Origin of the sequence: Clostridium beijerinckii HUN142 (assembly GCF_000621745.1) — a bacterium.
Classification (GTDB): domain Bacteria; phylum Bacillota; class Clostridia; order Clostridiales; family Clostridiaceae; genus Clostridium; species Clostridium beijerinckii_A.
The window spans coordinates 259,253-279,896 of sequence record NZ_JHXK01000005.1 but is presented as its reverse complement, the minus strand read 5'-3'; the positions used below and the strand labels follow the sequence as shown (position 1 = coordinate 279,896).

Below are 20,644 nucleotides of genomic sequence, written 5' to 3'. Positions count from 1 at the left end.
TGAATGGCTATTTTTTTATAGATTATGAATATAAGAATACTTTTTATAATTTTGGTAAAAATATCTCCGTTGGGTAATTGTTATTAATATTAGGTATATGAAAGAAAATAGTGAATAAATAATGCAAAGTGTATTTAGTCTTAGATAAGAAAGTGTGATTTCCTCATAGCGTGGTACTATTGGGGAATTATGCTTATAAAGTATAAGGGTAAATAGACTAGCATATTAACTTATTATTTTTTTGAATATACCAATAGTAAGAAGGGAGTTTTTTACTTGAGGAGAAATAATTCTTATGGAGTAAGAAAGAGTGTTTTAAAAGAGTTAGCTGATGGATTTTCTTGCATCCATGAAAATTTTAGGTACTTTAGCAAATTATCTAAGAACGGATATAAAGTACTTGGGGCATCTGAATGGCTTCTTGATAATATATATTTAATTGAAAAAGAGTATAAAGCGATAAAGATTGAGATGCCTATAGATTATTTTAAGGGACTATCTTCTATAGGTAATGTTAATTACAATAGAAATAAAGATAATCATGCAAATAAAGATAATGAGAATATGGAATTTATTCCACGTATTTTTGTAGTGGCAAAAGATTATATAAATAACGGGAATGAGATTGATTGCGATAAGCTCATATCATATATAAATGCACTTCAAGGAGACATTGAAAACGGGAATTTTAATAATAAAGAAAAGATTTTTACTACAGGAGAATTATGGGCATTCCCATTAATGCTTAAAATAGCTATCATAATAAATTTATCTAAATATACTAATGAACTAGTTGATATCCAAAAAGAAATCATGAAAGGAAGAGATACAGCTGAAAAGATAATAGATGCAATTAACAATAATAAATTTGAAGAGAAAATAGGAAATATCAATGTAGGAAAAAATATCGCTCCTTTATTTCTAAGAGAATTTTTTAGTGTATTAAGAGATAATTCTGTAGAAGATCCAAGAATAAATGATATTGTAGAATCTAAATGGAAAGTGAATTCAGATTTAGATAAAAATAATATTAGAAGTGATTTAAGAGAAGAAGTTTTAGAAAGAAACATTGGAGAATACATAACATTTATTAGAAAAATTGAAGGAATAAGCTGGAGAAGATTTTTTGAAGAGACTTCTTTTGTTGAAAAAATCCTAAAAAATGATCCTGCGAATATTTATAATAGTATGGATTTTGAATCTAAGGATTATTATAGACATAAGCTTGAAAAGATGGCTAGAATATCAAATGCAGATGAAATTATCTTAGCTAGCAATATTTTAGAGCTTGCAAGAAATAGTAAAACTAATAAAGAAGAAAATTATAAATCCCATATTGGATATTATCTAATTGATGAGGGAATAAACGAATTAAAAAAATACGGAAATAATATAAAAACAACTATATCTGCAAATACATATGTAGCATGCAATATTTTTGGAACACTTTTAATAAGTTTTCTCATTTTATTAATAAGTGGCTTACTAGGGGTTAGATATACCCTAGTAGAATATGTGATTTCATTCCTTATAATATTAATTCCAGTAAATGAAATAATAATTGGACTTACGAATTATACTGTAGGGAAAGTTGTTGATATTAGATTAATTCCAAAATTAAATTTTAGCTCGGGAATCCCTAAAGAAAATAAAACTGTAGTTGTAATTCCAGCTATAGTGAACTCTAAAGAGAAAGTTCAAGAACTTATGAAAAAGTTAGAAGTAGCATATTGTGGAAATAAGGATAAGAATATTTATTTTGCTTTACTGAGCGATTTTCATGATTCTGAGCATGAGACTGCTCAAGAAGATGTAGAAATAATTAAATCTGGAGTTCAATATGCTAGAGATCTAAATGAGAAATATTCAAATGATTTTAAAAATGATGAAGGTATTAGTGAAAATAGATTCTTTTTCTTTAGTAGAAAGAGAGTTTATAATAAGAAACAAAATGTATTTATGGGCCGAGAAAGAAAACGTGGAAAGCTAATGGAGTTTATGGCTCTTATTAGAGGAAGTAAGAATCATACTTATAATGTCTTTAGTTCAGATATTGAAGAACTAAAACAAGTTAAGTATTTAATTACATTAGATGAAGATACTTTCATGCCTAGAGAAAGTGCTTTTAAACTTGTAGGGGCTATGAGTCATATTCTTAATATTCCTCATATAAAAGACAATAGAGTTGCAAGAGGATATGGAATAATGCAGCCTAAGGTGAGCATTAGCCTAGAAGCTAAGAATCAAACTTATTTTTCAAAAGTATTTGGAGGAGAAGAAGGGGTTGATGGATATTCTGTTGCTTATTCTGATACTTACCAAGATTTATTTGGAGAAGGGTCTTTTACTGGTAAAGGCATAATATGCATAGATGAATTCTATAAAGTGTTAAGTAACTCTATAAAAGATGATACAGTATTAAGTCATGATTTGCTTGAAGGTGGTATTGCAAGATGTGGATTATTAAGTGATGTGGAATTTATTGATGGATATCCAGCATTTTATGAATCTAGCTGCAAAAGATTGCATAGATGGGTCAGAGGTGACTGGCAGCTAATAGGATGGCTGTTTTCTAATAAAATAAATTTATTATATAAGTGGAAGATATTTGATAATCTAAGAAGAAGTTTATTAGCACCTAATTTACTTCTTGCTCTTATTTTATCTCTCACTGTTTTATTTGGAAGAAGTCAAGTTGCACTGCTTGCATTTTTAGCTTTAATAACTCCATTAGTATTTGTAGTAACAGATTTTGTTGTAACCCCTAAAAACAAATTAATGGGAGCATTTAAAACGCTAGAGCAGATAGTGCTAATAGTAAGTTTTATTCCTTACCAAGCTTTTTTGATGCTTGATGCTATAATAGTAACACTATATAGAGTAATGATTTCTAAGAAAAATCTTTTAGAATGGCAGTCAGCAGAACTTGTAGAAAAAAATTCAAGAAATGATTTTATTAATTATTTGAAGAGAATGTGGATTTCTCCGATAATGGGTCTACTTGTATTATATTTATCATTTTATAGTTCATTAGGAGTAGTTACTTATAGTGTAGTGGTTGCTGCATTATGGATAATCAGTCCTTACATGGCTTATAGCATAAGTATTAAACGTCCAGAACACAAGAAGAATGCTTTAAAGAATGAAGAAAAAACATACTTAAGAAAAATTTCTAGAAGGATATATGCTTATTATGAGGATTTTGTTAATGAAGAGAATAACTACCTGGCTCCAGATAACTATCAGGAAAAACCATTCAAGGGAGTTGCTCATAGAACATCCCCAACTAATATAGGCATGGGAATTACTTCAAGCATTGCTGCATATGATTTGGGATATATAACCATGGCAGAGTTTGTTGACAGGATAGAGCTTATATTAAATAGTATGGAAACTCTTCAAAAGGTAAATGGTCATTATCTAAATTGGTATGATACTAAAACAAAAGAACCCTTATGGCCTAGATATGTATCAACAGTTGATAGTGGAAATCTTTTAGGTAACCTATGGGTACTAAAGAAATCTATGGAAGAGCTTAAGCATAATAAAGTGATAAGAGTAAAAGAGGTCATATCACTAAATGATATTTATAAAATAATCGAAGATGAAGCACCTAATCTAAAGCTTAAATTTTCTTCACATATTAATATTGGAGAATATATAAAAGTATTAAATGAAATTTTATTCAAACTTCAAGATTTGAAGGAAACAGAGCAAATAATTAGTCTAAAACAGCAACTTAAATCGGAAAACAATAATATAGATAATTTAAGTGGTGAAGAAGAAAATATTATAGGTGAATTAAAACTTGAGAGCGAAGAAGCAAGGTATTGGATTGATAAGCTTATAGGTGAAGTTAGAAAAAAGATTAGCTATTATAATTTCATTTTTGAGGGTATAGAAAAATTATATAGTAAAGAATTTTTCGAAGGAGTACCAGACATTATGGAGTTAGTCCAAAGATGTGAGGACTATAGAAGAAAAAATGGAGATAACTTCAGAGGTGAATTTAGAGAAAAGATAAATAATTTCAAAAATTACATAGATAAGATAGATAATATAATACAAGATATTGATAAGATAACAGAAGAAATGGATTTTACTTTTCTTTATGATAAAACTAGAGGACTATTCTCTATAGGATATAATGTAGAGGAAAATTCTCTTGGAAACTCTTATTATGATTTGCTTGCATCTGAGTCAAGGATAGCATCTTTTGTTGCTATAGCTAAAAACGACGTACCTTCTTCCCATTGGTTTAAGCTAGGTCGTTCGATGACTAATGCATTCCATACCCATTCCCTAGTGTCTTGGAGTGGAACTATGTTTGAGTATTTTATGCCGTCGCTAATAATGAGGAATTATCCTAAAACTTTACTTAGTCAAACTTATAGGTCTGTCATAAAGGCACAAAAAAACTTTGCAAAGCAAAAGAAAGCTCCTTGGGGAATATCAGAATCTGCATTTTATGAATTTGATGCAGGAGAAAATTATCAATACAAGGCATTTGGAGTACCTGGACTTGGACTTAAAAGAGGACTTGAAGATGATCTTGTAATATCTCCATATTCAACATTAATGGCTATTTCTTTTGACAAAGATTCTGGTATTAAAAATCTTAAAGAGCTTGAAAAGTTGGGTGCATTAGGAAGATATGGTTTCATAGAAGCTTTAGATTATACTAAAGCTAGGAAAGATAAGTACATAATGACACTTTCTAAAGGTGATTTTCTAGAGCAGAATATTTCAACAAATGGAAAAAATTATACACAAAATGTGGATAACTATGAGGATTATGTGGATAACTACGAAAAAAGAGTGGATAATACACAGGATAAAAATACAAGTTATATGAACAATAAGCATGTGGATAATGTGAATAGTGTGGATAGTAATGATGAAACTAGTAGAATTCACAGGAATAATGGCGATAAAAGTAATTATGAGAACTCAAGTTATCCACAGAAGATTAATAAAGTGGCCACTTATATGGTGCATCATTTAGGAATGTCACTTATGGCTTTAGATAATATTCTATGCAATGATATTTTAATAAATAGATTTCATGATATTCCTGAGATAAAATCTACAGAACTTTTACTAAAAGAGAAAATTCCGCAAAATGTTGTCTTTGAAAGAAATGAGGATTTTTCTGTTAAGAATAGATATTTTGAGGGAGAGGTTTTAATCCCAAGAGTATTTGAAAAAGTGAATCAGGATAGCCCGCAAGTATTACTATTAAGCAATGGTGAATATTCATCTATGTTAACAGTAAACGGAAATGGATATTCAAAAAAGAATGATACAATGCTTTATAGATGGAAAGGAAACTCTACAAGCGATGATAGTGGAATGTTTTTCTATATAAAGAATTTAAATTCAAATGACTATTGGAGTTCAACTTTTGAGCCGTGTAAAGATCTTGGAGATAAGTATTCTGTTGAGTTTAATTTAGATAAAGCCAAATTTAGTAGAAAAGATGGTAACATTGAAACTTCAATGGAAGTTTCAATATCTTCAGAAGAAGGTTTTGAAGTTAGAAAATTAACTTTAAATAACAAAGGAGATAAAAGCAGAAGTATTGAAATAACAAGCTATATGGAAGTAACATTAGCTACTTTTAGTGCTGATGTAGTTCATCCAACATTCTCTAATTTATTTGTGCAAACAGAGTATGATGCGAAGGAAAATGTTCTTATAGGAAGCAGAAGAGGTAGAGTTAAGAATGCAAAGGTTCCATATATTTTTCATAAGGCAGTTGTTAATGGTGAGCTAGAAGGAAGTATCTCATATGAAACTTCAAGGATAAATTTTATAGGAAGAAATAGAGAGTTGAAGAATCCAAAAGCCATGGATAATGATAAAGCCTTAGATAATACGGTTGGAACAGTTTTAGATCCTATAATGAGTATAAGAACGAGAATCAGATTAGAGCCTAATTCTAAGAAAGAAATCTATTATATAACTGGAATATGTGAATCAAAAGAACAAATATTTGAAATATGCAGACATAACAATGATAATAGTAAGCTAGAAAGAGTATTCAAAAATTATAGCATAAGTGCACAGCTTGAACTAAAGACTTTAGGAATAAGAAGCGCTATAGCCAATATATTCCAGAGTGCTGCGAGCTCAATTTTCTTTCTAACTAATACTAGAAAAAATAGAGAAGAATATATTAGAAATATTTCAAAGCATCAAAAGGATTTATGGTCATATGGAATTTCAGGAGACTTACCTATCATAATGCTAGCGATAGAAAATGAAGAAGACATGAATCTAGTATATACTATGGTAAAATTCCATAATTACTTAAGAATTAAAGGAGTTAAGTTAGATTTAATTATATATAATAATGAAGAAGTTTCCTATGATGAACCACTTCAAAAAAATATAATGGAGGTAATAAGATCATCTAATGTAGGTAATTACTTGAATAAAGCGGGTGGAATATTTATTCATAATAAGGCAACCATGGATGTTGAAATTAAGAACTTACTAATGGGAATTTCTAGGATATATGTAGACAATAAGAATCCATTAAGTTCATATGCACATAATGAGAAGAATTTTAATAGATACATGGACTTAGATGATGAGGGATTAGATTCTCGAATAGCTTTAAGAAATAATTCAAGGTTTAAGGATAAATATAAGAATGAAAATATTAGTAAAGATACGGATGGTGAAAATATACCTTACGAGGTATATGATAATGATGAGGAAGTAATTAATATTCATGATTTAATAAAGAATATTAATGAGCCAGAAGATCAAGATGATAATGATGATGTAGAGATAGGTAAGAAATCTAATCAAAGTAAAAAAGAAAGAGAATTAGTTTACAATTCAGAAATTTCAAGTTTAGTTGATTTAGATTTGGATGTATCAAAAGATTCTCATAAATATGAAGAAGATGCTGATGAAGATTTTGATGTAAGTGGTTTAGATTTCTTTAATGGTTATGGTGGATTTTGTAAAAAGGATAATAGTTATATAATAAAATTATCTAATTATAGAAATACGCCAGCACCTTGGATTAACGTTATTTCAAATGATGACTTTGGATTTCATATATCAGAAGTAGGCTCAGGGTATACTTGGTGTGGGAATTCTAGAGAAAATAAAATAACACCTTGGAGCAATGATTATATTAGAGATCCTATAGGAGAGGCATTATATATTAAAGATAATGGCTCAGGCGATTATTTTTCGATAACACCAAAACCTGTAAGAGATTCAGGTGATTACTTAATAAAACATAGCTTTGGATACTCTGAATACAGGCATACAGCATATAATATAAAAGGGAAATTAGAAGTTTTTGCTCCTAAAGATGAAAGGTTAAAAATTCAGAGAGTTACGCTAGAGAACTTAAGTAATGAAGATAGAAGTATTTCATTATTCTACTATGCAAAACTTGTTTTGGGTGTTTATGAGTATGATAGTTCAAGGTATATCTCAACATATATAGGTGGAGATAAATCGGAACATAAGGAAACAGTAGATGTAGTAAATGGAGATAGTATTGAAAATAGTGGTGCAGATTTTACTTTCAAGAATAGGTTTATAGGTGCTCATAATCCATATAGTGAGTATTTTGGAAGATTAAATGCTTATTTAACTATTATAGGTGGAAAGGAATTGAGTTTCACTGGAGATAATAAGGAGTTTTTAGGTATTGGAGGAGAAACTTTTAGCCCTGAAGCTCTAAAGAGTAATAGGCTAAGCAATAAGTTTGGTGCAATTTATGACCCTTGTTTAGCTGCACAAACAAGTATTGTTCTAAGAAAAGGTGAAAAAAAGGAACTGTTAATCTTATTTGGTCAAGATGAGAAAGAAAAAATAGATGAATTAATAAGTAAATACAAGATTTTTGGAAATGCAGAAAGTGAATTAGATAAAGTAAAACAATATTGGAGCAATTTCCTAGGAAATATACAAGTTAAGACACCAGATAAGTCTTTAGATTATCTTTTAAATGGATGGCTTTTATATCAAACTTTAAGTTGCAGATATTTAAGCAGAAGCGCATTTTACCAAAGTGGTGGTGCTTATGGATTCAGGGACCAGCTTCAAGATTCCATGTCACTTGGCTTTGTAAAGCCTGAAATAACAAAAGCGCAAATATTAAGAAGTGCTTCAAGACAGTATGTAGAAGGCGATGTTCAGCATTGGTGGCATCCTGTTGTTAATTCGGGAATAAGAACTAGATTTAGCGATGATTTATTATGGCTTCCTTATGTAACTGCTGAGTATATTAATTCGACAGGAGATTACGAGATTTTAAATTCTACTGCACCTTACTTAGAAGATGAACCTTTAAGAGAAGGTGAGGATGAAAGATATACAATAGTGAATCAATCATCAAAAGAAGGAACTATATATGAACATTGTTTAAAAGCTATAGAAAAGAGTTTGAATTTTGGTATTCATAATATTCCTTTAATGGGCAGTGGAGATTGGAATGATGGAATGAGTACTGTTGGAAACGAAGGAAAAGGAGAAAGCGTATGGCTTGGCTGGTTCCTATATTCAATATTAGAAAGCTTTATTGAAATTGCAGGTAAACAAAACGATAAGAAAACAAAAGAACATTTTGAAGAAAGAAGAGAGTTTATACGAGATAACCTAGAGAAAAACGCTTGGGATGGCGGCTGGTATAGAAGAGCATACTTTGATGATGGTACACCTCTTGGATCAAGAGAAAATCCAGAATGCAGAATTGACTCATTGGCTCAAAGCTGGGCAATTATATCAGGTGCAGGACAGAAGGATCGTAGTATTGAAGCAATGGAAGCGGTGGATAATAATCTTGTAAAGAAAGATAAAGGAATGATCCTATTGCTTGCACCACCATTTAGTAATTCCAAGTTAGAACCAGGTTACATAAAAGGATATGTGCCAGGTGTAAGAGAGAATGGAGGTCAATATACTCATGCTGCGGTTTGGGTTATACTTGCTTTAACTAAACTTGGGCTTGGTGATAAAGCGGTAAGCTACTTTAATATGATAAATCCTATAAATCATGCAAAAACAGAGTTAGAGTGTATGACATATAAAGTGGAACCTTACGTAATGGCGGCAGACGTGTATATAAAAGAGCCTCATGCAGGAAGAGGAGGCTGGAGTTGGTATACAGGAGCTTCAGGATGGATGTACAGAGTTGGTGTTGAAAATATCTTGGGACTTAGAAAGGTTCAAGACAAGGGATATGCTATAAATCCTTGTATACCAAAATCTTGGAATGAATTTGAAATAAAGATTACAAATGAGAAAGAAGATTACACTATAAAAGTCTCTAGAGCAAATGATGAAAATGGATTAAACGTAAATACTAAGAATAATGAGCAAAATAATAATTATCAAAGTGATGTAGAATCCATACCTTATAGCTCAAAAAATAGTGATAATGAAGTTGTGGCAAAGGTAGTTGTAAATGGAGAAGTAATGAAGGATAACCTAATTCCAAGAAACGGTGGTAAGTTAGAAGTCTTTGTATACTTAAAATAAGTATAGATATCTAAATTTAAGCACTAAATTTAACCTGAAATTTTAATTTCCACTAAAGCTAAGTTTTCAGTTGATGATCATATAAACTTAATTTAAAAGTCGTATATATGATATTGTTAGGAACTTAGAGTAAATTAATTTAAGCTGTATAAGATGATTTTATAATTATCTTATACAGCTTTTTGTTTTTTAGAAAAGTATAGAGATTTCTATTCATACATGTTGGAATTCACAATGCATAGTTACGGCTAAAATTCTTGTAATATTTTAGAATTATGATGAAGAATTATTTTTGCAATGTACATAACAAGCGATTTTAATGATTTAATTAGTATGAAAAGTTAAAAGTGTTACGCTGAAATTAATATTACTTAGCTTAAGTAAATCTATTCATAAAATTAAGTCAAAGGCTAAGTTTTCTTTAAAATTTTATTAAATACGTAGTTTATTATATAAAAAGCATTATAAATGTTGATAATAGCTAGTAATATGTTATAATTTATCAATAATACATGAAAAATAAGAATAACTTGTAAAAGAATAAGTATATTTATTGTAATAAACATAATTTTTATAGTGTTAAAAATAATTCTAAAGCTACTACTTATTTTATAAGAAATATTAATAAGGGGAGAAAATAAATGGGATTGATTAAAAAACAATATGAAAAGACAATGGACAAGCAAATGAATAATAAAGATAAAAGTCGGTCTATGAAAATAAAGAGCATAAAAAGCGAACTCTTAATTACAATGTTATCAATATCCGTTGTACTGACTATTGGAATTATTTTATGTGTAAGCACTATTTTATCAAGATATTATGATAATGAAATAAATAGTAAGAACGAAATGTTATCTAAGCTTATATCAAAAAATGTTTCTTCTTTTATGGATACGGCATATAAAGTGACAGAAGATCTGGCATATAATTCAGAAGTAAGAGAAGGAAGTAAAGATACAAAGGAAAAAGTACTTAAAGAAACTAAAGACAGAAATACATATTTTGAATTACTATATATGCAGGATGAAAAAGGAATGCAGACTGGGAGATCATCAGGGGATCTTGCTGATAGATCAGACAGATGGTGGTTTGCGCAAGCGAAAAGTTCTTTATCAGCATTTGTATCAAAGTCATATTATTCAGTTTCTTCTAAGAATCCAGTAACTTCAATATTTGTTCCTTTGGTTGAAGATAATAAGTTTGTTGGAGTAATGGGCTCGGATATTAATTTAGAAAAATTGCAGGAAGTAGTAAGTGAATATTCAGATGAAGCATCAGGAAGATATTCTTTCATAATAGATGGAGAGGGTGTTGTTGTTGCACATCCCAATACTGAAGTAATTGAAGAATTATATAATTATAAAAATCAAACTAGAACTACTGGAGTTAAAGAGGGGAATCCTAAGGAAGAGCCGTTAGAAGTATCGGATGGATTGAAAGAAATTATAGCTCAGCTAATGGCTGGAAACGATGGAAGTATTAAATATAAAGAAAATGGTGAAAATTACTATGCATCTTATACGAACATAAAATTAGATGGGAATTCACTTAATTGGTCAGTTATAACAGTTCAAAAGGAATCTAGTGCAAAAGCGATTATAAATAAAATAACAAAAATTTCATTAATTGCAGGATTAATAATATTACTTTTAGCAGCTGCAGTGATTATGTATGTATCAAAAAGAATTTCAATGCCTATAATAGAAATATCAAATTTACTGTCAGTAGCATCAACTGGCGACTTTACAGTAAAATCTTCTACTAGAGCAAAAAATGAAATTAAATTACTAGGTGAAAGCTTTAATGAAATGATGGGTAAGGTTTCAGCTTTATTAATCAAAACAAAAGATTTGACTCATGATATGAAAGAGAGTTCTGCAATTTTAGCTGAAAAATCTCAAGAAACAACTAATGTGGCAAGAGATATAAATATTACATCACAAGAAATAGCCCAAGGAGCATCTAATCAGGCTAGCGGAGCAGAAGAGAGTGCAAGACTCGGAGAAGAAATGAGAGGGGAATTCAATCAGCTGGAGGAAAAGACTGATCTAATGATTAATGAATCGATTAATTCATCTAAAGCAATTGCAAATGGAATTAATAAGGTTCAGGATTTAAAAGAAAAAGCACAAACAACAATTTCGATTGTAGAAAAAACTCAAGGAAATATAGAAAGCTTAAGTGATAAATCTAAGAATATAGAAAATATACTTGGAGTTTTAAAGGGCATTGCAGAGCAGACTCAGTTACTCGCGCTAAATGCATCTATAGAAGCAGCAAGAGCGGGAGAAGCAGGAAAAGGTTTTGCAGTAGTTGCAACAGAGATTCAAAAATTATCACAAAATTCAGCAGTGTCAACTAAAAATATAGCAGAGATAATTTTGAATATAAAGCAAGATATATTAAGCAGCGTAAGTGATATGAAGAAAGTAAAAGAAGTATCTATGGATCAATTCGTTTCAGTAAATGAAGTGAATGAAGCCTTTAATAATATTACGCAGGCGACTGACACAATAACAACTGCTATAGACTATATGGGAAGCTTTGTTGAAGAAATGCATGACAAAAATGAACAAGTAGTTAATTCGATAAATAATATAGCAGCAATATCAGAAGAAACAGCGGCATGTTCAGAAGAAGTAACAGCATCAATTCAAACTCAAACGGAAGCTATTTTAGAAGTATCACAAGAAGTGGAAAAACTGAAAGAAAAAGCTGAGCGTTTAGAAATGGAAGTTGATAAGTTCAAAATTTAATAAATTCTCAATGTAAATAGATATCATGTTACTATTATGATAGTAATATTGATATTTATTTGCGATATCACATAAATTATTAATAATTACTTGATAAATAGTAAAAACTTTTTGTAGAAACTGTAAAAAATCTGTTGAAAATACTAAAGATTGAATATAGAATAATATCTGAAAAATGAAATGAAACCCAAATAACCATTTTGCAAGGAGTATACAAATGAGTTTATATTATAAGTTGAAGCATAATATAGTTGATGTGTTTTTCATATTTTTAGGCTGCATGATTGCATCCTTAGGGGTGAATCTATTTTTAGTACATGCAAAACTTTTAAGTGGTGGTGCAACTGGTATTGCACTGATTTTAGAGTACACTCTTAAAGTTCCATCTGGAGTAGTAATCTTAATAATTAATTTACCACTACTTGTATTGAGTTATAAAAAACTCGACAGATCATTTACGATTTATACAACAATAGGGATGCTTAGTCTTTCAGCTTCTCTGCTTATAACAAAACCACTTTCACGCCTAATTGATATGAATGGTGATTTACTTATCTTTTGTATATATGGTGGGGTTTTGTGTGGTATTGGTTATGGAATGGTATTTTTAAGACATGGTTCCACGGGAGGAACAGATATTATAACCATGCTTATTAGAAAAAAATATTCGAATTTTAATATAGGAAGTTTGGGGTTTTCTCTAAACTTGATAATAGTTATCATAGGAGCATTAATATTTGGTATTCCACAAGCATTGTATACTCTTATTTCTTTGTTTATCCAAAGTACAGTTCTTGACAGAGTATTAAAGGGATTTAGTAGTAAAAAACTTCTTCTTATTCTAACAAGAAAAGAAAAAGAAATTATTGATTATGTAATAAAAGATCTTAACCGTGGAGTTACATCTTTGTTTGCGGAAGGTGAATACACTCATGATAAAAAGAAAATGCTTTACTGCATTGTGAGTTCACACCAAATGGTTGAATTAAAAAGCATTGTACATCAGATAGACCCAGGAGCGTTTATAACAATAATTGATATATCTGAAGTTAGAGGTAAGGGCTTCTTGACTATTTAAAATAGTTCGAATTACATAAAAATTTAAAATAAGCTTTTATATAATATATAACCACTTTAAAATGCTTTATTCTTAAAGAGGAATATAAAAGTGACATGATCATAGGCAATGTATCGATATAAAAACACATTGTGACCTTTGAGATTATAAATTTAACTAAAATTCAGGTTGAAATTGAACCGCACCTGAATAAAGTTTTACTTATCAATTAATTTTTTAGAATATATATTTCAATTAAGTTTCTGTTATTATAGTCTTAATTGAGTACTTGGCTTACTAGAGGATTTAATGCAAGTTTGTTATCGTAGCATATGTATATAAAATTAATAAAATGAAAGTCCACCATAAAAATTAGTTTATGGTGGACTTTTTGGAAATAAGCACTAAATTAAAATGATAAACTTTAGTGCCTGAGTATTATGGGGTACGAATATTATTCTTACCAACAGCGGGAAATTTATTCAAAAATATAATAAATTTTTTATTAATCATCTCCATCTATTTCATAGTTATCAGGAGAAAGCATATCTTGTGTGTAATCAAATTCTTGATTAGCTATATTATTTACAACAATAGGGTCAACTGCGGGATTAGGCATATTTATAGGAAAATCCACACCAGTTGCACTTTCAACATCATCCCTGCTTGGATGATAATTAGTTCTCATTTTTGGCAAGTAAGAATTAGTAAAGGCTTTTTTATTATCATCTCTCACATCAGAAGTATGAGATATTTCTTTTTCTTTACTCATAAAAATCACTCCTAACTTAATTGCTTTTATTATATATGTTCTAAGAAATTTAATTCATCAAAGCGTATCTTGAACTATTCAGTTACATATCCTAAATAATTTTATAAAGAATGAATTATGTTATTTGGAGCTTATATATAGATTGTAATTAGGTTTCTTAGGCTTTAGCATGTTTTAAACTAGAATTTTAAATGTAAATTTATTATTGAAACATATAAGTTATCATTTAAGAGTTTTATTTTCATTAACTACTATAGTTATAAATATTTGTTGAATAAGTTTTACATTTAAATTCATGTTGATATGTATATATATATTTGCTCAAGCTTAAGAATCCTTGTTATTGGAATCAGTGTTTTTGTTATAATTTTTATTACTAGAATTTTTAGCTTCTGGTGAATAAATATCGCTTAGATCTGGAGCGGGAACATCTTCTGGAGTTGGAACATATGGATATTTTCCTTTACTCATAAAAAAATCACTCCTAATACTATTAAATTATTTTTCTTAAGCTTTTTATATTAAATCACTATATTTAGATTCATCAGCGTCGCCATCAGCATTTAAATCAATAAGCTCTGTATCTAGATTAGTTCTAGATATGTTTGCATTATTTAAACTCTTAGCATTTCTTTCATGTGAATCAGTAGTCTTTCCTACATTTTCAGAATCAGAGGCCTTTGATTTTGGTGAGTTTTCTTCACTATACTTTTCCATTGGATAATCATCTCCAGGATTTATACTAAATGGAATTTTTGATTGACTCATAAAAAATCACTCCTATCTTTTGTTTAATACTATTTACAATATAAATATAGATTTAGAACAGATTTTGACTTGTTATAAATAGAGTTATATTCATCTATTTATATTAGTGATTTTGGTTTGACAGGTTCAGGATGCTCCAATCCATTAGCATCTTCAATGCTTTTTTCACTTGGAGCATGATCAGCTTTTGAATCTGGAAGATACATACTTTTTATTTTTTTAAGTTCAGAATCATCTGGGTTTGATGGATGTGAATCAGTTAATTCCTCTCCAGAATAATACTTTTCATTTTCGTTTGATGACATTTTTTCTTTGCTCATTAATAATCACTCCTAACTTCTCAAAATATTATGATTTTTATTTTCAAAGGCATCTTCATGATCCATAGCAACAGGGCCTGTTACTGGATGGGTTTAGAAGACGTTGGACTTATTATGTTTTTATTAGGACCGTCAGTTGAAAGGGGATTTAAACTTCTAGTTGGTGCAATATCATCTCGTCCTTCTTGCCTGTTAGAAGATTCAGGCCTTGTACCAGATAACCTCTCAACATCATAATCTCCTGGGGTAGGATTATATGGTGTTTTTTCTTTGCTCATAAAAATCACTCCTAACATATTAAATTTGAAATTTATTTATAGTATCTAATGTCTAAAAATATGCGATAACTAAAGTAAATAAAACTTAGTTATATCTTATTATCTGAAAAAAGAGTCGGATTAATTCATTGAAAATTTGGATTTTATATGATAATCATGGTAGAATTATTTTATAATGGAATTAGGGGGAATTTTATGAATAAAAATATTAGACGTATTATTGCACTTACATTAACTATTAGTGCATTTTCAACATTTTCAGCTATAACATCAAATAAACCTTTTAATATTTTAACTACAACAGCCTATGCTTCTTCATATTCTCCAAGTACAGGAGAGTTGAAAACATTAAAGATAAAAACATCAAGTGGGGATACTTTGGATTTACGTGATGGTTATAATGGAGATACAGTAAAACTAAGTGATGATAAAGAATATTATGCAAAACTTACAGATGATAGTGATGGAATTAAAATTGATTCAGAGGTAAAGGGAAGTGATTATATAGTTAGAATATTCACTTCTGATAAGGCTGATGCAACAGCATATAAGCCTGGAGATGAAATTTCACTTGGGAAAGGTGATACAACTATTTATGTAAGAACTTATGAATCATTAGCGGATTTTAGAGATGCTAAAGATAAAAAGAAAGATGTTACAATTTGTAAAGAGGAATATAAGATAAATATAAGAAAAACTAAGGCAAGCTCTAATGAAGATGGAAAGCAAGATCCTATATATATAGATAATATTCAGCTTAGCAAAGGAGATATAACATTCCTAAAGCAAAGAACATCTTATGATATTAAGGTTGATTCTTCTGTGGATGAAATAAAGATTACAGCAAAACCAGAAGATGAAAGTGACAGAGTTAGAATAGATGGAGATTTAGCGGATTCTAGAGATAATTATAAAAAGACTGTATCACTAGATAATGGAAAGAATGAAATTAAAGTAAAAATTACAGACGATAAAGACAATCAAAGAACTTATACTTTAAACATAACAAGAGGCAGTTCTTCAAGCAACCAGGATGGTGTATATTTAGACGATCTTACTTTAAGTGAAGGAGATATAGATTTCTCGAAGGATGATTCAAATTATGATGTTGATCTTGATGAATCTGTAGATAAGATAACGGTAGAAGCACCTCCAGAAGATGAAGATTATCTAGTAACTATCAATGGAGATGAAGTAAAGTCTAATGATGATTATAAAAAGAAGATTTCATTAGATAAAGGTGAAAATACTATTAAAGTAGTAGTTAAAGATGAGGTGAAGGATAAAAAGAGAACATATACACTAACAGTACAAAGAGGTAAGTCTAAGGATAATGATAATAATGATGATACAAAAAATTCTAATTCAGGATCATCAAATAATACTACAACAAATCCAAAATCACAATGGGTCCAAACATCAGATGGATGGAAGTATTATGATGAAAATGGAAATGTGTTAAAAAATTCATGGTTTTTTGATAAAGATCAAAAGGTGTATTGTTACTTAGATAAAAATGGTCTTAGAGTAAACGGATGGTTTAAAGATAATAGCAAATGGTATTATCTTAATGAAAAGGGTGCAATGCTTACAGGCTGGCAGAAAGTTAATGACAAATGGTACTTGTTAGGTTCAGATGGAGCAATGTTTACAGGGTGGTATAAAGAAACTTCAACTGTACAAGGTAGTGATACAGCCAAGTCAAATAATAATGATAAAGATGCTGAAAACTGGTATTACTTAAATTCAGATGGTTCTATGAGAACAGGCTGGTTATCATATGATGGAAAATGGTACTTCTTTAATGCAAATGGAACAATGCAGAGAGGGTGGTTGATAGATTATAACTCGAAATATTATTTGACTGATGATGGAACTATGGCTATAGGAACAAAGACAATCAATGGGAAGGAATATAAATTTAGCAGTAATGGAGCTTTAATAATATAGCACGCTAATCTATTACGTTTTAATGATAAATCTATTTAGATTTAAAATATAAATTAAGGAAATTTAAAATAAAAGTTTATGAATAAAGGTTTATTTATAAGATATATTTAGGTCTTATAAAGTTAATTATTTCAATAAAGTATAATTTTAAAAAAGTGACTTGTCATCATACTTAAAAGATGTGCGAGTCACTTTTCCTATATTTACCTAAAAGAGTTTAGAAAATATTAATAATTAGATAACAGAAATTTTAGAATTATGTGGTATGATTAGATTTATATAGTACACTAGTTATATATTTATAACTAATTAGTATTGTGGTATTATATAAGTATGATTAACTTGTATTTAATATTTGAAACAAGTTTAATAGAAAGTTGATAAAATAATAAATATTATACAATCAGAAAAAATGTGAGGAGGGAAGAGTGTGCATAGAAAAATTAAATGTCTAATTGCTGCAACTCTTGTAATTGGAGCAATTTCAGGATTTTTACCAGAAAATAATTTATTATCAGGAAGTATTAGAGCTTATGCAGCAACATATAAAGAGGCAAGTAATGGAGAGTTAAATTCATTGACCCTAACAAGGAGCACTGGAAGTGAGATAAAGTTTGGTGATACTTACAGTAGCGATGATAGTTCATTAACAGGAAAGAAAGATTATTACGTTGAGCTAACAGGAGCAGATGGACTTCAAATATCTGCAAGTGTACAGGGAGATGGATATGTAGTTAAGCAATTTACATCAGGAAGTAAGAATGAAAAAGGTGAAGATGTCGGAGAATACATTGATGTAGATTCGACATATGAAGATATTTATTTAAGAACATATAAAAGTGAAACTGCTTATGAAGAAGCTTATAGTAATGATGATGTAACTGACTGTGAAAAGACTTATATCCTTCATTTAAAAAAACCAACAATCGTTTCTGATGAAGAAGCATTTGCAGAACATGCATATTTAGAAAGTATTTATTTAAGTAATGGAAGTATTAATTTTTCGAAAGATACAACTTCTTATAGCATAAATGTTAATGATAATGTTGAAGAAATACTTGTTAGGGCAACTCCGGAAGATGACGATTATTCAGTTTCGATTAATGATTATTCAGTTGATAAGGATAAGGATTATGAACAAACAATAAAATTAGATAAAGGGAATAACACAATAAATATAGAAGTTGAAAGTGATGATGAGAAAAAGACTTATACACTAAATGTATATAGGGGAAATTCAGGGGCATCAACTACATCTGCAACACAATCAAATGCAATTTCCGAAAATCAAACTTTTGAAACCTCTAACAATGTAGGAAAATTTAATTCATGGCAAAGAGTTAATGGAAAGTGGCAATATATAGATGGAACTGGACAACCTGTAAAAAGCAGATGGTGGTTTGACAAGAATACAGGCAAAAATTATTATTTAAAAGGTGATGGGTATCTAGCCACTGGATGGTTAAATGATAATAATAACTGGTACTACTTAGGTGAAAGCGGAGAAATGCAAACTGGATGGATATGCCTAGATAAGAACTGGTATTATTTAAGTAAAAGTGGAGTAATGCAAATGGGATGGTTAGAAGATGCTTCTGGAAATTGGTATTATCTTGATGGCAGTGGAGCTATGAAAACCGGATGGATAGAGGATTCTGATGGAAAATGGTACTATTTAGATTCGGCTGGAAAGATGATTAAAGACACTGTAATTGCTAGAACTTAGAGATTTAAATATTAAAAATAAGTAATATATGTTGCAATTAAATTTATACAATCTAATTTTAATTGAAAACTTAGATTGCTAGAGTTTTAAATGCGAGTTTATTATTAGAACATATATATAATTTATTAATATAAGTTATATCAACATATAAAATGGATGAGAATTAGAAAATTTAATAATATTAATATGGACAAACATTACTAAAGTGGTAAAATTAATATATTAAAGACGATGAAGGATAAAAAAATGGAGGAATAAATTTATGAATAAAAATTTAAAAAGAATAATTGCTTTAGTGTTAGCAATTGGTACTGTTTCTGCTATATCACCAATTACTAAGATAAGTTTACTAACTACTAAGGCATATGCATCAACAGATGATGATGAGAATGATGATACAACTTTATCTAGCTTAGAATTAAAAACATCAAGTGGAAGTAGCATAAAGCTTTATAGTGATGAGAGCTATAAGAACAGTGATAAAGTGGATAGCAACGATGTATCTGCGGGTGAAAAATATTACGCAAAAACATCATCGAAGACTATTAATATAGATATAGATGGACCTAAGTCAAAGTATGTTAAAGTGTTTAAAGGAACTTCTAGCTCTACTAAAGGAAAGAGTATAAGTGACGACATTGATGTATCTTCAGGATCAACAACTCTTATAGTAAGAGTATACAAGGATAAACCTGATTCAGATGTGAGGTATAGTGATGATTATGAAAACCAATATACAATTAAGGTAAAATATACTGGAAGTGATAGCAATAATGGCAGTGATAGCGATGATTCGAAAAGCTATGATGATATCTATCTAGATAGATTAAGTATAGAAGGAGATAGTATTTCATTATCAAAATCAAAAACAACATATAGTTATAATGTTGCTAGTGATGTAGATCAAGTGACAATTAAGGCAGTGCCAGATGATACAGATTACACTGTTGAAATTAATGGTGATGAAGTAAATGAAGATGATGATAAGTTCAAAAAGGACGTATCTTTAGATAAAGGAACAAATAAAATTGAAGTGAAAATTGAAAATGATGATAATGAAGAAAGAGTTTATACTTTAAACATAACTAGAGGTGGTACTTCTTCTACTAATACAGGTACTAAAAATACAACAACAGATTCTTCACCAAGTACTGCGGATGCTGTATCAACTTTAAAACCTAATCAATGGATACAAGTTAATGGGAAATGGCAATATAATGATTCAACAGGAACTGCAGTAAAGAATAGTTGGTTCTACGATAGAAATTATGGTAAAAACTATTTTCTACAAGCTGATGGAAGCATGGCTACTGGTTGGTTAAGCTATGGTGGTAAGTGGTACTATTTAGGTTCAGATGGAGGTATGCAAACAGGCTGGATAATGGATGGTGGTAAGTATTATTACTTATCTGCTGATGGAACTATGGCTTCCAATACTTCAATTGGTCAATATAAACTAGGAAATGATGGTGCATGGATTCGTTAATGCAATTATAAGAAC

11 protein-coding genes are annotated in these 20,644 nt (G+C 29.6%); 6 read left to right on the top strand and 5 right to left on the bottom strand.

Annotated features, from left to right (window positions below):
* Positions 1-276: 276 nt before the first annotated feature.
* The 3 genes from T483_RS0101075 to T483_RS0101065 all read left to right on the top strand — a co-directional run bounded on the left by T483_RS0101075 (position 277) and on the right by T483_RS0101065 (position 13,350).
* The gene (locus T483_RS0101075) at positions 277-9,513 is read left to right on the top strand and encodes a GH36-type glycosyl hydrolase domain-containing protein (RefSeq protein WP_026885145.1); all 9,237 of its coding nucleotides are present in this window, start codon (positions 277-279) and stop codon (positions 9,511-9,513) included.
* A gap of 641 nt (positions 9,514-10,154) precedes the next feature.
* Positions 10,155-12,272, top strand: coding sequence for a methyl-accepting chemotaxis protein (locus T483_RS0101070; protein ID WP_026885144.1), 2,118 nt, complete (start codon positions 10,155-10,157; stop codon positions 12,270-12,272).
* Positions 12,273-12,489: 217 nt separating this feature from the next.
* Complete coding sequence (locus T483_RS0101065) at positions 12,490-13,350, top strand: YitT family protein (RefSeq protein WP_012060924.1); 861 nt, start codon at positions 12,490-12,492, stop codon at positions 13,348-13,350.
* A gap of 484 nt (positions 13,351-13,834) precedes the next feature.
* Here the strand turns inward: T483_RS0101065 and T483_RS0101060 are convergent, their stop codons facing one another.
* The 5 genes from T483_RS0101060 to T483_RS28620 form a co-directional block, all read right to left on the bottom strand.
* Positions 13,835-14,101 carry a hypothetical protein gene (locus T483_RS0101060; RefSeq protein ID WP_026885143.1) on the bottom strand — a complete coding sequence of 89 codons (267 nt, stop codon included), beginning with the start codon at positions 14,099-14,101 and terminating at the stop codon, positions 13,835-13,837.
* A 327-nt stretch (positions 14,102-14,428) separates the two neighbouring features.
* Positions 14,429-14,572: a hypothetical protein gene (locus T483_RS30855; protein ID WP_155268442.1), complete on the bottom strand. Its 144-nt coding sequence runs from the start codon at positions 14,570-14,572 to the stop codon at positions 14,429-14,431.
* 45 nt (positions 14,573-14,617) lie between these two features.
* Positions 14,618-14,869: a hypothetical protein gene (locus T483_RS0101050; RefSeq protein ID WP_026885142.1), complete on the bottom strand. Its 252-nt coding sequence runs from the start codon at positions 14,867-14,869 to the stop codon at positions 14,618-14,620.
* 98 nt (positions 14,870-14,967) lie between these two features.
* On the bottom strand, positions 14,968-15,189 hold the full coding sequence (locus T483_RS0101045) for a hypothetical protein (RefSeq protein ID WP_026885141.1): 222 nt from the start codon (positions 15,187-15,189) through the stop codon (positions 14,968-14,970).
* An 80-nt stretch (positions 15,190-15,269) separates the two neighbouring features.
* Positions 15,270-15,485 carry a hypothetical protein gene (locus tag T483_RS28620; protein WP_242841783.1) on the bottom strand — a complete coding sequence of 72 codons (216 nt, stop codon included), beginning with the start codon at positions 15,483-15,485 and terminating at the stop codon, positions 15,270-15,272.
* Positions 15,486-15,662: 177 nt separating this feature from the next.
* On the opposite strand from T483_RS28620, the gene T483_RS0101035 reads away from it, so the two are divergent.
* From T483_RS0101035 to T483_RS0101025, 3 genes are all read left to right on the top strand, one after another.
* On the top strand, positions 15,663-17,417 hold the full coding sequence (locus T483_RS0101035; RefSeq protein WP_026885140.1) for a cadherin-like beta sandwich domain-containing protein: 1,755 nt from the start codon (positions 15,663-15,665) through the stop codon (positions 17,415-17,417).
* A gap of 430 nt (positions 17,418-17,847) precedes the next feature.
* Complete coding sequence (locus tag T483_RS0101030) at positions 17,848-19,143, top strand: N-acetylmuramoyl-L-alanine amidase family protein (protein ID WP_026885139.1); 1,296 nt, start codon at positions 17,848-17,850, stop codon at positions 19,141-19,143.
* 262 nt (positions 19,144-19,405) lie between these two features.
* A complete protein-coding gene (locus tag T483_RS0101025; RefSeq protein WP_026885138.1) occupies positions 19,406-20,629 on the top strand; it encodes an N-acetylmuramoyl-L-alanine amidase family protein in 1,224 nt (407 codons plus the stop codon).
* The last annotated feature ends 15 nt before the right edge of the window (positions 20,630-20,644 follow it).

Coding starts and splice junctions, on each gene's coding strand:
- T483_RS0101035 (WP_026885140.1), top strand. CDS start 15,663: ATGAATAAAAATATTAGACGTATTATTGCACTTACATTAACTATTAGT.
- T483_RS0101045 (WP_026885141.1), bottom strand. CDS start 15,189: ATGAGCAAAGAAAAAATGTCATCAAACGAAAATGAAAAGTATTATTCT.
- T483_RS28620 (WP_242841783.1), bottom strand. CDS start 15,485: ATGTTAGGAGTGATTTTTATGAGCAAAGAAAAAACACCATATAATCCT.
- T483_RS30855 (WP_155268442.1), bottom strand. CDS start 14,572: ATGAGTAAAGGAAAATATCCATATGTTCCAACTCCAGAAGATGTTCCC.
- T483_RS0101060 (WP_026885143.1), bottom strand. CDS start 14,101: ATGAGTAAAGAAAAAGAAATATCTCATACTTCTGATGTGAGAGATGAT.
- T483_RS0101050 (WP_026885142.1), bottom strand. CDS start 14,869: ATGAGTCAATCAAAAATTCCATTTAGTATAAATCCTGGAGATGATTAT.
- T483_RS0101065 (WP_012060924.1), top strand. CDS start 12,490: ATGAGTTTATATTATAAGTTGAAGCATAATATAGTTGATGTGTTTTTC.
- T483_RS0101070 (WP_026885144.1), top strand. CDS start 10,155: ATGGGATTGATTAAAAAACAATATGAAAAGACAATGGACAAGCAAATG.
- T483_RS0101025 (WP_026885138.1), top strand. CDS start 19,406: ATGAATAAAAATTTAAAAAGAATAATTGCTTTAGTGTTAGCAATTGGT.